Annotated in this window: 16 protein-coding genes; 4 read left to right on the top strand and 12 right to left on the bottom strand. The window is 71.2% G+C overall.

Annotated features, from left to right (window positions below; all coding sequences use genetic code 11):
- Window positions 1-4: 4 nt before the first annotated feature.
- The 3 genes from EDF40_RS10180 to folE are packed head-to-tail and all read right to left on the bottom strand — an operon-like array spanning window position 5 to window position 2,402.
- On the bottom strand, window positions 5-820 hold the full coding sequence (locus tag EDF40_RS10180; RefSeq protein ID WP_123339434.1) for a pyrimidine reductase family protein: 816 nt from the start codon (window positions 818-820) through the stop codon (window positions 5-7).
- Entirely contained in the window at window positions 817-1,812 is a 996-nt protein-coding gene (gene folP, locus EDF40_RS10175; RefSeq protein WP_260212649.1) for a dihydropteroate synthase, read from the bottom strand. The genes EDF40_RS10180 and folP overlap by 4 nt, the downstream gene beginning before the upstream one ends.
- The gene (gene folE / locus EDF40_RS10170; protein ID WP_123339433.1) at window positions 1,809-2,402 is read right to left on the bottom strand and encodes a GTP cyclohydrolase I; all 594 of its coding nucleotides are present in this window, start codon (window positions 2,400-2,402) and stop codon (window positions 1,809-1,811) included. Before folE ends, folP begins: the two co-directional genes overlap by 4 nt.
- A 176-nt stretch (window positions 2,403-2,578) precedes the next feature.
- On the opposite strand from folE, the gene EDF40_RS10165 reads away from it, so the two are divergent.
- Window positions 2,579-4,051: an NCS2 family permease gene (locus tag EDF40_RS10165; RefSeq protein ID WP_123339432.1), complete on the top strand. Its 1,473-nt coding sequence runs from the start codon at window positions 2,579-2,581 to the stop codon at window positions 4,049-4,051.
- 147 nt (window positions 4,052-4,198) lie between these two features.
- Here the strand turns inward: EDF40_RS10165 and EDF40_RS10160 are convergent, their stop codons facing one another.
- Window positions 4,199-4,651, bottom strand: coding sequence for a hypothetical protein (locus EDF40_RS10160; protein WP_123339431.1), 453 nt, complete (start codon window positions 4,649-4,651; stop codon window positions 4,199-4,201).
- Window positions 4,652-4,786: 135 nt separating this feature from the next.
- On the opposite strand from EDF40_RS10160, the gene EDF40_RS10155 reads away from it, so the two are divergent.
- Window positions 4,787-5,047 (top strand): hypothetical protein, encoded by a 261-nt coding sequence (locus tag EDF40_RS10155; RefSeq protein WP_148053818.1) that lies wholly within the window; start codon window positions 4,787-4,789, stop codon window positions 5,045-5,047.
- A gap of 19 nt (window positions 5,048-5,066) precedes the next feature.
- Here the strand turns inward: EDF40_RS10155 and EDF40_RS10150 are convergent, their stop codons facing one another.
- Entirely contained in the window at window positions 5,067-6,326 is a 1,260-nt protein-coding gene (locus tag EDF40_RS10150; RefSeq protein ID WP_260212648.1) for an MFS transporter, read from the bottom strand.
- Complete coding sequence (locus tag EDF40_RS10145; RefSeq protein WP_123339429.1) at window positions 6,323-6,895, bottom strand: transcriptional regulator; 573 nt, start codon at window positions 6,893-6,895, stop codon at window positions 6,323-6,325. The genes EDF40_RS10150 and EDF40_RS10145 overlap by 4 nt, the downstream gene beginning before the upstream one ends.
- Window positions 6,896-6,985: 90 nt before the next feature.
- Between EDF40_RS10145 and EDF40_RS10140 the strand changes: the two genes are divergently transcribed.
- Both EDF40_RS10140 and EDF40_RS10135 read left to right on the top strand, forming a co-directional pair.
- Entirely contained in the window at window positions 6,986-7,501 is a 516-nt protein-coding gene (locus EDF40_RS10140) for a DUF1697 domain-containing protein (RefSeq protein WP_123339428.1), read from the top strand.
- On the top strand, window positions 7,498-7,884 hold the full coding sequence (locus EDF40_RS10135; RefSeq protein ID WP_123339427.1) for a VOC family protein: 387 nt from the start codon (window positions 7,498-7,500) through the stop codon (window positions 7,882-7,884). Before EDF40_RS10140 ends, EDF40_RS10135 begins: the two co-directional genes overlap by 4 nt.
- A 39-nt stretch (window positions 7,885-7,923) precedes the next feature.
- Here EDF40_RS10135 and EDF40_RS10130 read toward each other — a convergent pair whose 3' ends face one another.
- The 6 genes from EDF40_RS10130 to hxlB all read right to left on the bottom strand — a co-directional run bounded on the left by EDF40_RS10130 (window position 7,924) and on the right by hxlB (window position 13,902).
- Entirely contained in the window at window positions 7,924-10,434 is a 2,511-nt protein-coding gene (locus EDF40_RS10130; protein ID WP_123339426.1) for a glycoside hydrolase family 65 protein, read from the bottom strand.
- Window positions 10,435-10,510: 76 nt separating this feature from the next.
- Window positions 10,511-11,278 (bottom strand): HAD family phosphatase, encoded by a 768-nt coding sequence (locus EDF40_RS10125; RefSeq protein ID WP_111083533.1) that lies wholly within the window; start codon window positions 11,276-11,278, stop codon window positions 10,511-10,513.
- An 85-nt stretch (window positions 11,279-11,363) separates the two neighbouring features.
- Window positions 11,364-12,104, bottom strand: coding sequence for an alpha/beta hydrolase (locus EDF40_RS10120; RefSeq protein ID WP_123339425.1), 741 nt, complete (start codon window positions 12,102-12,104; stop codon window positions 11,364-11,366).
- Window positions 12,101-12,595: a GNAT family N-acetyltransferase gene (locus EDF40_RS10115; RefSeq protein ID WP_123339424.1), complete on the bottom strand. Its 495-nt coding sequence runs from the start codon at window positions 12,593-12,595 to the stop codon at window positions 12,101-12,103. The genes EDF40_RS10120 and EDF40_RS10115 overlap by 4 nt, the downstream gene beginning before the upstream one ends.
- Before the next feature lie 105 nt (window positions 12,596-12,700).
- Entirely contained in the window at window positions 12,701-13,327 is a 627-nt protein-coding gene (hxlA, locus tag EDF40_RS10110) for a 3-hexulose-6-phosphate synthase (RefSeq protein ID WP_111083537.1), read from the bottom strand.
- Between the two features lie 11 nt (window positions 13,328-13,338).
- Complete coding sequence (gene hxlB / locus EDF40_RS10105) at window positions 13,339-13,902, bottom strand: 6-phospho-3-hexuloisomerase (RefSeq protein ID WP_123339553.1); 564 nt, start codon at window positions 13,900-13,902, stop codon at window positions 13,339-13,341.
- Between the last annotated feature and the right edge of the window lie 34 nt (window positions 13,903-13,936).

Raw genomic sequence — 13,936 nt, 5'->3', positions numbered from 1 at the left:
GACCCTAGCCGACGCGGTCGACCGGCACCGAGACGCGGGCGGTCGGCCCCGAGACGCGGGCGGACGGCTCCGCCCGGACGTACCGGGTGAGCAGCACGTCACCCGCACCGCGGAGCACGTGCGCGGGGCGCATCCGCCGCAGCTCCGGGGAACGGCCGCGCGCGATCCGGGGCCCGGTGCCGCCCTCGAGCGACGGGTCGATCGTCAGGGTCAGCTCGTCGACGGCGTCCGCGGCGATGAGCGATCCGAGGAACGTCGGGCCACCCTCGCAGTGGATCGTGCCGAGCCCCCGCGCCACCAGTGCGTCGCGGACGAGCGACACGTCGACCGAGTCGGGGTCGGTGTCGGTGTCGGTACTGCAGGGCACGACGTCGGCGACGGACGACAGCGCGACCCCGGCGTCGGACGCCGCCGCGGCCGCGGAGGTCAGGACGACGGGCCGGACCGGGGCCTCGGTGAACACCCGGGATCCGGCGTCCAGCGACAGTGACCGCGACACGATCGCGAACACCGGGTGGTCGGGCATGCCGTGCGCCCGGCGCCAGGCCACGTCGGCGTCGTGCAGGACCATCGGCCCGTAGCCCTCGTCCCGCACGGTGCCCGCGGCGACGAGCACGACGTCGGCCACCCGGCGGAGCAGGTCGAACACGCGCAGGTCGTCCGGGCCGCCGAGCGACCCCGACACCCCGGCGGCCGAGGCGGACCCGTCGAGCGTCGCCACGAAGTTCACCCGCAGCCACGGCGCCGACGCACCCGCGGTGTACAGGTCGACCAGGTCGTCGTCGGACAGCTCAGCGATCGACGGGGGCAGGAGGTTCACGTGTTGTGCCGCGCTTCCACCGGGGCTCGCCAGCCGAGCGTCGCCTCGACCATGCGCATCGCGTCGACGCTCTCGGTGACGTCGTGCATCCGGATGATCCGCGCCCCGAGCATCGCGCTCACGGTCGCGACGGCGAGCGACCCCGCCAGGCGTTCGCCGCGCGGGCGTCCGAGCGACTCCCCCACGAAGTCCTTGTTGGACACCGCCGCGAGCACCGGGTAGCCGAGCGCCACGACCTCGGGCAGGCGCCGGGTCACCTCGAGCGTGTGCACGGTGTTCTTGTTGAGGTCGTGGCCCGGGTCGACGACGATCCGCGACTCCGGGATCCCTGCGGCGAGCGCCCGGTCGACGCGCTCCCGCAGGAACCCGACGACGGACGCGGTGACGTCGTCGTACTGCGGCGGCGCTGCGAGGGGCCGTCGGGGTTCGGCGAGCGAGTGCGTGATGACGATCGTCGCCTCGGAGTCCGCGACGACGGCCGCCATCCGGGGATCGGACAGGCCGGTGGTGTCGTTGACCACGCTCGCGCCAGCTGCGATCGCCGCTGCGGCGACCTCGGGGCGGAACGTGTCGACGCTGATGGTGACGTCGGACTCCTGGGCGAGCTGCTCGACGACGGGGACGACGCGGTCGACCTCGTCCGCAGCGGGCAGCTCCGGCCCCGGAGCGAACTTCACGCCGCCGATGTCGACCCAGTCGGCGCCCTGTTCGGCAGCCCGGACGGCGGCGGCGACGGCGCGGTCGAGCTCGAAGGTGGCACCGCGGTCGTGGAACGAGTCGGGCGTGCGGTTCACGATCGCCATCACGGCGATGCGGTGGTCGAAGTCGAACGAGCGGCGTCCGATCGTGCGGACCGGGTCGCGCAGGTCGGGCACCACCCAGCCGGGTCCAGCCGCATCCTGTGGGCCCACGACGCCGGTTCCGGCGCGACGCGCCAGCGGCGGGCCGGCTGTGCCGTCGGGGAGGCCCGTGGCGGCCCCCTCAGACGTCATGCGTCCGCCTCGGTGTCCGTCACACGCCCCGCACCGATGAGCGCGATCGCCTCGGCCCGGCCCGCGGCGTCGGCCAGCGAGCCGTTCGCCGCGACCGTGACGGTCGTCGAGGCGGTCTGGCGCTCCCCACGGGTCGTCACGCACTGGTGCTGCGCGTCGAGGACCACGAGGACCCCCTCGGCGCCGAGCCCCTCGGCGATCGTCGCGGCGACCTGCTCGCCCAGTCGTTCCTGCAGCTGCGGACGCGAGGCCACGGCATCGAGCACACGCGAGAGGGTGCCGAGCCCGATCAGCCGGTCGCCCGGTGCGTAGGCCAGGTGCGCGACCCCGAGGAACGGCAGCAGGTGGTGCTCGCAGACGGACCGGAACTTCACGTCGCGGACGATGACGAGTCGGCCGCGTTCACCGTCCTCGGCGTGCACGGTGCCGTCGCGGGCGATGGCCACGGCGTCCGTGCCGATGCCGGCGAAGAACTCGGAGTACGAGTCGGCGACCCGAGCGGGTGTGCGTTCGAGTTCGGGGCGGTCGGGATCCTCGCCGATGCCGAGCAGGAGTTCGCGCACCGCGGCCTCGACGCGGGCACGGTCCATGCGTGACGTCACCGGTCCATCCAACACCAGCCATGGCCGGAGAACGCGAGCCGGCGCACGGCGTGACGTCCCCCGATCACGCGGGTCGGGCCTCCCGGTCGAACATCGGCGCACCCTGCGCGCCCTGTGAGGATCCTGTGACATGCCGGAAACCCAGCAGGCTTTAAACTTGCTCGGTGAGCGCCCCGCAGACCGACACCCCACCCCGGAACCGCTTCGCGACCGGCCTCGATCGATACTTCTCCATCACGAAGCGCGGATCCACGATCCCGCGCGAGGTGCGGGGCGGACTCGTCTCGTTCGTGACGATGGCGTACATCGTCATCCTCAACCCGCTGATCCTCGGTGGGTTCAGCGCCGACCAGGCCGCCAAGGACGTCTCCGGCGGCTGGCTCGAGAACGCGCAGGTCGCCGCCGCGACCGGTCTCGTCGCCGGCCTGATGACCATCGCCATGGGCGTCATCGCGAACCTGCCGTTCGGCATCGCCGCGGGCCTCGGGATCAACTCGTTCCTGGCCGTCAGCGTCGTGCAGCAGGTCACCTGGGCCGAGGCGATGGGACTCGTCGTCATCAACGGCGTGATCATCGTGGTCCTGGCGTTGACGGGGATCCGGACGATGATCTTCACCGCCGTCCCGGCGCAGCTGAAGGCAGCGATCACCGTCGGCATCGGTCTGTTCATCGCCTTCATCGGCCTCGTCGACTCGGGCTTCGTGCGCTCGTCCGGGCTCGCGTCGCCGCCCCTGCAGCTCGGTGAGGACGGCTCCGTCGGCGCCCTGCCGACCATCGTGTTCCTGATCGGCCTCGTCATCATCGGCACGCTCATGGCCCGCAAGGTCAAGGGCGCGCTGCTCATCGGGATCGTCGCCACGACGATCATCGCGATCATCCTGCAGGCGATCTTCCAGGTGCCGACCTCGGTCGACTCGAAGACCGGCTGGAACCTCAACGCCCCCGGCCTGCCGAGTGCGCTCTTCGCGTTCCCCGACCTGTCGCTCGTCGGCCACGCCGACCTGTTCGGCGCGTTCAGCCGCATCGGGCCGTTGGCGGCGTCGATGCTCGTCTTCACGCTCGTGTTCACGAACTTCTTCGACGCGATGGGCACCATGACCGGCCTGGCGAAGGCCGCCGGCGTCGCGAAGCCCGACGGCACGTTCCCCCGCCTGAAGTCGGCGCTCGTCGTCGAGGGCGTCGGCGCGATCGCCGGCGGTGGCGCCTCGGTGTCGTCGAACACCGTCTTCATCGACTCCGCCGCCGGCATCGGCGAAGGTGCGCGCACCGGCATGGCGTCGGTCGTCACCGGCCTGCTGTTCCTGGCGTCGATGTTCCTCACCCCGCTCACGCAGGTCGTCCCGCTCGAGGTCGCCGCCGCCGGACTCGTCGTCGTCGGCGCCCTGATGGTCGCGCAGGTCGCGGACATCTCCTGGACGGACTTCGGCTCGGCCCTGCCCGCGTTCCTGACGATCGTCGTCATGCCGCTGACCTACTCGATCGCGAACGGCATCGGCGTGGGCTTCATCAGCTGGGTCCTCATCAAGCTGCTGTCCGGCCGGGGCCGCGAGGTGTCGTGGCTGCTCTACGTCGTCGCCGCGGGCTTCCTGCTGTACTTCGCACGAGGGCCGCTGGAGGCGCTGCTCGGCGTCGGCTGAGGCCGGGGGGGCTGGGCAGGGGCTGGTCTGCAAGAGCGACAGTTCCTGTGGGGCCGTCCGAGGGTGGTCCACGAAAGCGACAGTTGTCCGCGAAACATCCGCGGAGAACTGTCGCTTTCGCGTTCGGGCCGGTCGGGAGGCCCGTGCTCAGTCCGGCAGGTCGCTCGGCGTCGCCTCGTGGTGGCGTCGACCGCCGGACCGCCGGTCCTCCTTCATGCCCGCCTCGAACAGGTGGCGGCGCCCCTGCACGAGCTCGTCCCGCGCAGTGCGTTCCAGCTCCTTCGCGAGGGCGTAGTACCCGTCGTCGTAGTCCTCGACGACCTGGAACGTCCAGCGGCCGGCGATGACGTTGCGGCCCACGAGCTCCGTGTCGATGCGGTCGGCCAGTTCGGTGTGGCCCGCCTTCCGGAGCTGCTCGACGGCTTCGCCGAGGTTCAGGTCGGCGGTGCCCGTCAGGCGGTGGAAGCCGTAGAGCAGGCCGCGGGCGTGCTCGATGACCTCGACCGCGGCCGACAGTGTGCCGAGCGCCTCGACCGTGGCGTCGGAGACCCCCTCGGGGACCTGGTGCTGTCCGTCGGGGCCCTGATCGTCGTTCGTCATGCACCCCGTCTACACGAGGGCGTCTGCGACCGCGGACGGTCTCGTCCGCGACCCGCCGTCACGTCGGCGAGCGCTTGCGGGGTCTCGCCCGGCGACCTAGCATTCGAACACACGTTCGAACGAGGAGACCCGATGATGATCACGGAGACGGCCGCCACGGTGTGGTGGTCCGAGGGCGCACCGAGCCGGCTGGTCTGGGGCGGACGCCGTTGGCGGGTGAGCGACACCCCGACCCGTCTGACCGTGACGCGGGCCGAGCTGCCGACCGCCATCACCCACGCCCCCGAGCGCACGGTCGGCTGGCGCTTCCAGGCCACGGCCGACGACGGGGACACGCTGGTGGTCGACATCGTGCCCGAGGGCAGCGGCTGGGGCGTCGCGCGGACGTGGACGTGAGCGCCGCCCCGGATGCGGACTACGTCGTCACGCGCTCGACCAGCTCCCGCTCCGGAGCCGGTCGTTCCATGAGGCGCCAGGCGCCACCCGTCAGCGGCGCGAGCGTCACGACGGTGTAGAGCACGACGACCGCCCCGAACGTCGCCTGCACACCGACACCCTCGGCCGCGAACCCGGCGAGCAGTCCGCCGAGCGGGATCCCCGCCCACGACCCGGCTCCGAGCAGCCCGAACACCCGAGCGCGCATGTGCTCCGGGATGCGCTCGAGCTCGACGGCACCGAGGATCGGGTTGAGTGACCCGGCGGCGAGGCCCGACACCGCCGAAGCCGCGAGCATCCACGGCAGCCCGAGGCCGAGCGCCGGCACCAGGAGCGAGGGCCCACCCGCGAGCACGAAGCACACGACGAACGTGATCCGGCGAGGCACGCGGTGTGCGACGTACCCGAAGGCCACCGACCCGAGGAACGCCGCACCCCCGAAGGTCCCGGTCACGAAGCCCAGCGCCTGTGCCCCGCCGAGGGTGTCGGCGGCGTAGAGCGGGAGCAACGTCGTCGACCGGGCCGCGTCGAGCAGGTTCGTGATCAGCACGAGGGCGATCACGAGCCGGAAGAACGGATCGCGGACGCAAAACCGGAACCCTTCGGCGATGTCCCGCCAGTACCCGTTGGTCGGAGCCGCGTCAGCGCTCACAGCCGCTGCGCCGTCGCGCGCTGGCCGGACCAGCACCGCAGCGAGCAGGGCTGCGGTGCCGAACGCCACCGCGGTGCAGACGAGTGCGGCCATCGGACCCGCGGCGGCGACGAGCACCCCGCCGAGCGGTGCACCGATGAGCACCGAGAGTCGCTGGGACGCCTCGAAGTGACCGACCGCGCGCTCCAGTGGGACGCCGGCCGATCGTGCGAGTCCCGGGAGCAGGACCCGGCGTGCGGACTCCCCGGGCAAGTCGAAGAGGCCGCTCACGAACACGAGCGCCAGGAGCGCCCAGAACGGCAGACCCACCGTCCAGGCGAGGACCGGCATCGCCAGGAGGGTCGCACCGCTGACGAGGTCCGACGCCACACTCGAACGGACGAACCCGACCCGTTCGACGAGCGCCCCGCCGAACGGGCCGCCGAGGACGATGGGCACCGTCGCGGCGAAGGCGGCGATCCCGACGTCCGTCGCCGAGCCACCCCGGGCCAGCACGGCGAAGGGCACCGCCACGGTCGTGACGACGTTGCCGGTCCGCGAGACGACCTGGACCGCGAGCAGTGCACGCAACCGTGCCCGGGCGTTCACGGTCGCCCCATCCGGTAGCTCTGGGTGACGGCGATGACGCGCTCCGACCCGTCGCCCGGCGTGTGCGCGTCGCTCACGGCCGTCCATCGCTCGACGACGGCACGCAGTTCGGCGCCGAGCCCGGTGAGTTCGACGGCGGTCAGCCGCAGCACCTCGTCGGAACTGGTCGACGCCGCGACCCACTCGCGGCCGAGCACGGGCGCCTGGTCGATGAACCGCCCGTACTCGGCCGCGTACGCATCGGCGACGGTGTGGTCGAGTCCCGTCGTGGCGAGCATCCGTTCCGGGTCGTCGAACGCATCGGCGAGGTCCCACGACGTGTGGTCCGCAGTGGCACGCCACCACCGCTCCCGCCGGTCGGAGCCGAGCTCCGGCGCCGGCTCGATGAAGTCCGCGTCGGCCAGACGCTTGCAGTGGTAGCTGATCGTGCCGGGCGCCTCGTCGATCTCGTCGCCGAGCATCGCGGCGGTCTGCGGTCCACCGGAGCGCAGGAGCCCGACGATCCGCAGTCGGGTCGGGTGGGCGAGGGCGCGCATGTGGGCGGCGTCGTCGAGTCTGCGCACGGTCATGCTCTGAGAATAGATGCACAAGAACTCTTGCGCAATGCTTCTTGTGCAGTTGATCGACTGGGACCGCCGCCACCGCGCTACGGTTCCGGCATGGCGAAGTGGATCGCGCTGCTGCGCGGAGTGAACGTCAACGGCATCACGATCAAGAACGCCGACCTCGCGGAACTGCTCCGCGGACTCGGCTTCGAGGACGTCCGCACGGTGCTCGCATCCGGCAACGTGGTGTTCGGCACGGACGCCGATGGGCGCACCCTGAAGGCCACGATCGAACAGGCGCTCCGCGAGCGCTTCGGCTACGACGCGTGGATCGTGCTCGTCCCGCACGACGACCTCGAAGGCATCGTCGAACGGTTCCCGTTCGACCGGGCCGACGATCGGCACGACTACGTGGTGTTCGGCTCCGACGACGACGCCCTCGACGCGCTGCTCGCCGACCTCACGCTCGACGCCGCCGTGGAGCAGGTCGCCCGGGGTGACGGGGTCGTGTACTGGTCGTGCCCGAAGGGGTCGAGCACGGACACCGTGTTCGCGAAGCGGGCCGGGGCAGCACGCTTCAAGCGCACGACCACGACGCGCAACACGAACACGCTCCGGAAGCTCCTGTGACCCGAGGCGCCCTGCACCACGTCGAGCTCCGCACCGCCCGTCTCGACACGGCGAGCAGCGCGTGGGGCTGGCTGCTCGGCGAGCTCGGCTACACGCCGTTCCAGGCGTGGTCGGAGGGCCGGAGCTGGCGGCTCGGCAACGTCTACGTCGTGCTCGAGACCGCACCGCTCGACGGCACGCACGACCGACGACGCCCCGGACTGAGCCACCTCGCGTTCCACGCCGGCGATGCGGAGCAGGTCGAGCAGCTGTGGGCGGACGCGCCGACGCACGGCTGGACCCGCCTGTACGAGGACCGGCACCCGTTCGCCGGCGGACCGGACCACCGTGCGGCCTTCCTGGAGGACGCCGACCGCTTCAAGGTCGAGCTCGTCGCGAGCTGACCGGTCGAGCGGGGCCCTTCCGGCCGCCGGACCGGCGTCCTACGCGGTCGTCTCGTCCACGTCGAAGTCGCGCTGGAGCGAGATCGTCGGGATCGACGCCGTGATCACGGAGCCGTCGGCGCGGAGCGTGCCCTGGATGTCGCTCGTGGTCGGTGCGTGCCCGGACATGCGCGGCCCCTGGTGCGGCAACGGAACAACGGTCGGCTCGCCGGCCTCGATGTCCCACTGCTGGTTGTGCACCCAGGCGGTGAAGCCCGTGCCGGTCTCGACCGTGAACGTCATGCCGTCCTGGCCGAGGTCGACGCGGACCCGCGACCCGCGCACGGTCAGACGGTAGGTCAACGAGTCCCAGTGCCGCGGCAGTCGCGGGTTGAACGTCATCCGGCCGCCGTGGTCGCGCATGCCGCCGAACCCGTTGACGAGCGCACCCCAGATGCCGCCGGTCGACGCGATGTGCACGCCGTCCGAGGTGTTGCCGTGCAGGTCGGCCAGGTCGACGTAGAGCGCCGTCTGGAAGTACTGGTCGGCGAGGTCGTGGTACCCGACCTCGGCCGCCATGATCGACTGCACGACCGCCGACAGCGTCGAGTCGCCCGTGGTGAGCGCGTCGTAGTAGTCGAAGTCGCGGCGCTTCTCGGCCGCGGTGAACTCGTGCCCCTGCAGGAACAGCGCGAGCACGACATCGGCCTGCTTGAGCACCTGGAAGCGGTAGATGACCAGCGGGTGGTAGTGCAGCAGCAGCGGGCGCTTGGACTCGGGGGTGTTCTCGAGGTCCCAGAGTTCCTTGTCGAGGAACTGGGCGTCCTGCGGGTGGATGCCACGGTGCGGGTCGAAGGGGATCTCCATCGACTCGGCGGCGTGCTCCCACTCGACGAGCTCGTCGGGGCGCAGACCGGTGCGTCGGACCATCCGGTCGTACTCCTCGACGTCGTCGGCCGCGAGTTCGCGGCACGCGTTCACCGCGAACCACAGGTTCGCCCGCGCCATGACGTTCGTGTAGAGGTTGTCGTCGACGACGGTCGTGTACTCGTCGGGCCCGGTGACGCCGTCGATGTGGAACTTCTTGTCGCCGTTGGAGCGCCAGAAGCCGAGGTCGGCCCACAGTCGAGCGGTCTCGACGAGCACGTCGATCGCCCCGCGCTTGAGGAACTCGGTGTCACCGGACGCCCGCACGTACTGCATCAGGGCATGGGCGATGTCGGCGTCGATGTGGTACTGCGCGGTACCGGCGGCGTAGTACGCGCTCGACTCCTCACCGTTGATCGTGCGCCACGGGAACAGGGCACCCCGCTGGTTCAGCTCGCGAGCCCGCGAGCGTGCGGCGTCGAGCATGTTGTAGCGGAACCGCAGCGCGTTCCGGGCGACGATCGGCGCCGTGTACGACAGGAACGGCAGGACGTAGATCTCCATGTCCCAGAAGTAGTGCCCGCCGTAGCCGGAGCCGGTGACGCCCTTGGCGGCGATGCCGTGCCCGTCGGTGCGGGCCGTGGCCTGCGCGAGCATGAACAGGTTCCACCGGACGGCCTGCTGGATCTCCGGCTGCCCGGCGATCTCGACGTCGCTCCGGGCCCAGTAGTCGTCGAGCCAGACGCGCTGCTTCTCGAACGTCTCGTCGATGTTCTCGGCGTGCGCCCGGTCGAGCGTGCGGTCGCAGCGGTCGGCGAGTTCGCGCACCGGGACACCGCGGGAGGTGTGGTAGACCACGTGCTTGACGAGTCGGATCGGCTGCCCGGCACGCGCCTGGACGCGGTAGACGTGCTTGGCCAGGTCGTCGTCGATCGACGACGACTCGTCCCAGCTGTTCTCGGTCTCGAGGTGGTGCTCCACACCGACGCAGATCGTCATGCCGGAGCTGGACGCCTGGTACCCGAGCAGGGAGCGGGCACCGGTGCTGCGCTTGAGCTTCGGTTCGAGCACCCGGTCGGTGAAGGCCTCGGCCTTGCGGGGGTCGAAGGCGTTCGCGGCGGCCCGCATCCCCGCGTGGTACTCGTCCTGCACGTCCTGGCGGTTCAGGATCTGGCTGGACAGCAGGATCGAGGCGTCCGCGTCGAGCACGGTGACCTCGTAGTCGATGACGGCGAGGTGCCGATCGGTGAACGACACCAGGCGGCGGGACCGGATCAGCACGCGCTTGCCGGACGGCGTCGACCACTCGGTCTCGCGGAACAGGTAGCCGCCGCGGAACTCGAGGCGCCGCGTGTGGTGGAGGATGTCCGCCTCGGCCAGCACCAGGGGTTCGTCGTCGACGTAGAGCCGGATCACCTTCGCGTCGGGCGCGTTGATGATCGTCTGACCGGTCTTGGCGAACCCGAAGGCGTCTTCGGCGTGCCGGATCGGCCAGGTCTCGTGGAAGCCGTTGATGTACGTGCCGTACTGCACACCGCCACGGCCCTCGTCGAGGTTGCCGCGCAGGCCGAGGTACCCGTTGCCGACGGCGAAGTTCGTCTCGGCGACGCCCTGCTGGTCGGGGGTGTACTCGGTCTCGACGAGTGCCCACTCGTCGATCGGGTACCGGACGCGGTCGAGCGGGTCCGAGGTGATGGGGTTCATGGTGCTCCGTGGGAAGGGAGGGTGGCGTGGGGACGTCGGTTCGACCGGGAGGCGCGGCTCGCCTCCGGCGCGCTGGCTACGTCGTGCTGGTGGTCGCGTGGGGAAGGTCCGCGACCAGGTCGGCGAGGTCCGTCACGACGACGTCGGCACCGTGTTCACGCAGCGCGTCGGCGCCCGCTCCGCGGTCGACCCCGACGACGAGCCCGAACGCCCCGTTCCGGCCGGCTTCGACACCACTGGTGGCGTCCTCGACCACGACGCACTCGGCGGCGGTCAGTCCGAAGCGCCCGGCCGCGTCCAGGTAGGTGTCGGGGGCGGGCTTGCCGGCCAGGCCGTCCTGACGGGCGACGAGCCCGTCGACCACGACCGTGAACCGGTCGAGGATGCCGGCGGTCCGCAGCACCGAGACGGCGTTCGCGGAGCTCGAGACGACCGCGACGTGGAAGCCGGCGTCGATCGCGGCGGTGAGGAACCGGAGCGAGCCGGGGTACGGCTCGACGCCGTGTTCGTCCAGCTCGGCGGTGAACTCGGCGTTCTTCCGGTTGCCGAGACCGCACACGGTGTCGTCGTCCGGGCCGTCGTCCGGGGTGCCCTGCGGCAGGTCGATCCCCCGCGACTCGAGGAGCGACCGCACGCCGTCGTACCGCGGCTTGCCGTCGATGTACGCGAAGTAGTCGGCCTGTGTGTACGGCGCGACCCCGTGCGCTTCGAGGTACGGCGTGAAGAGCCGGCTCCAGGCGCGCATGTGCACGTCGGCGGTGGGGGTGAGGACACCGTCCAGGTCGAACAGGAGCGCTCGCGTGTCCGCGAGTCGCGCGGGTGTGCGCCGGGTCGGCGTCGTCATCTGCAGCCCTTCAGGGAACGGGGTTCGTGGACGTTGCTCTCGTCGAGTCTAGGACCGCTCCAGCACGCGTGTTCAGACCGCGCCGTCAGCGCAGGCCAGGGGCCGGCGGCAGGTCGCGCGCCCATTCCTCGATCGCCGAGGAGATCTGCTCGCGGGCGGCCTCGCGGCTGATGGTCGCCGTGCGGTCGCCCGGCTGGTCCCCGTAGGCGCCGAAGTCGGCGTGGTTCGAACCCTGGACCTCGGTCATCGTCGCGGTCGACGGCAACAGGTGCCGGGCCGCGTCGACCTTGTCGGGGGTCGAGAGCCCGTCACGCGAGCCCGAGACGCTCAGCACGTCGATGTACGAGCTGCTGATGTCGTTCGCGCAGTAGCTGCCGAGCAGCAGCAGGCCGTCCGCGTCCTGCGCGAGCTGGCAGGCACGGACCCCGCCCAGCGAGTGCCCGCCGACCGCCCAGGTCGCGACATCCGGCGCGTGCGCCTCGAAGGTCGAGAGCGGCCGGGTGTCGAAGAACGCGAGGTTGAGCGTCGGCTTCGTGATGACGACCGTCGTGCCGTTCGCGACCACCTGCCGGAAGGTCGCCATGTACGCGTACGGATCGACCTTCGCACCCGGGATGAACACGATGCCCTTGCCGTCGGCCTGCCCCGTGGGCGTCATCACCACGGAGTCACCGGCATCCTGGACCGACACACGGTCGTCGCGCCAGACCTGCAGCGCAGCGCTCCGGGTGCCCTGCATCACGATGTGCGCCCAGACGAGGAACACCACCACGACCACCAGCAGCACGGCGACGATCCACGCGGTCCACCGCAGTACTCGGTTCATGCGACCACCGTACGACGCATCAGCACCTCGTTCCGACCGTCGGGCAGGGGAGCGCCCGGTTCGTCGAGTGCGGTGAACCCGGCGCGCTCGTAGGTGTGCCGGGCGACGGTGTTGTCGGGCATCACGGAGAGTTCGAGCGCCCCGCCACCGGAGGCCGCTGCCCACTCCGCGATCGTCTCGATCAGGGCACGTGCGACGCCTCGGCCCCGGCTGGCGGGGTCGACCCACATCGAGATGAGTTCGGCTGGCGCACCGGCGTCGGCGCCCGGGACACCGCTCGCCATCCCGACGACGTCGCCCTCGGCGGCGACCGCCAGCAGGTCGAGCGCACCGGGGATCGACAGGCGTGTCCGCCAGCGGTGCTCGGGGGCGTCCGCCCAGTCCTGCAGCGTCGAGCCGAACGCGTGCGGGGAGTCGGCGAGCGCTCGCAGCCGGACGGGTCGCCAGACGCGCCAATCGTCCGCGGTCACCCGGCGCAGCTCGATCGTCACGCCTCGACGGTACCGGCGGAGGTCCCTCGGTGAGCAGAAATGGTGGGGTGCGGGATGCGCACTCGACCATTTCTGCTCACCATCGCGCCGCGGGCGCCGCGGGCGCTACGCCGTGATCGCGGCGCGGATCTCCGCGGCTGCTGCGCCGACGTCCGACGCGCTGTAGATCGCGCTGCCGGCGACGGCGATGCGGGCACCGGCCTCCTGCACCGAGGCGACGGACGACGCGTTCACGCCGCCGGCGATCGAGAACGGCACACCCGACTCCTTGCCGGCGTCGAGCAGCGTCGAGAAGGTGAAGCCCTCTTCCGCCTGCTCGTCCAGCCCGGCGTGCACCTCGACGAACTCGGCGCCGAGCGCGACGACCTCGCGGGCACGAGCGGCCTTGTCGGAGACGCCGATCAGGTCGACGACGATGCCCTTGCCGTGCTTCTTCGCGGCCTTGACGGCACCGACGATGGTCGAGTCACCGGCGACACCGAGGACGGTGACCAGGTCGGCACCCGCCGAGAACGCGATGTCGGCCTCGAGCTCGCCGGCGTCCATCGTCTTGAGGTCGGCGAAGACGATCTTGTCCGGGTGGGCTTCCTTGATCGCGGTGACGGCGGACAGGCCGGCGCTCTTGATCAGGGGCGTGCCGAGCTCGAGGACGTCGACGTGCGGCGCGGCCGCGGCGGCGAGTTCGAGGGCGGCTTCGGTGGTCAGGGTGTCCATGGCGAACTGGAGCTGCATGTGGATGCCTTTCATTCGAGGTTTGCGTGTCGGGGCCAGAGGTCGTCGGCGGACTGCCCGCCGCGGGACCAGAGCGTGTGGAACAGCGCGTCGCCGACCAGGGCGACGGCCTGCTCGAAGAGGCTGCCGGCGTACTGCGCCGAAGCCGTGCCGGAGCGATCGGTCTTCGTCGCTGCCGGCAGCACGAGGGTGACGTCCGCGACCTCGGACAACGGGGAGTCGTCGGTGGTCGACAGGGCGACGACGGACGCGCCGACGTCGTGCGCGGTGCGGGCCGCCTGCACGATGCCGGTGGTCGTCCCGGAACCGCTCGCGACGAGGAGCACGTCCCCGGGTCGGATCGCGGGCGTGGTGACCTCTCCGACGACGTGGACATCGCGACCGAGGTGCATGAGCCGCATCGCGGTCATGCGCAGCGCGAGTCCGGAACGGCCGGCACCGTGCACGAAGACACGGTGGGAGCGGTCGATCAGGTCGAGGGCACGCTCAGCCGACGCATCGTCGACGTTCGCGGCGAGGTCGGTGACCTCGCGCACGATCACGTCGAACGCTGCGGGGACGGTGGGTTCTGCCATGTGCACGAGCATGCCGTCACGCGGGCCACCGCAC

The organism is Curtobacterium sp. PhB170 (assembly GCF_003752345.1).
In the GTDB taxonomy this organism is placed as follows: Bacteria; Actinomycetota; Actinomycetes; order Actinomycetales; family Microbacteriaceae; genus Curtobacterium.
This window is presented reverse-complemented; position numbering and strand designations above follow the sequence as displayed.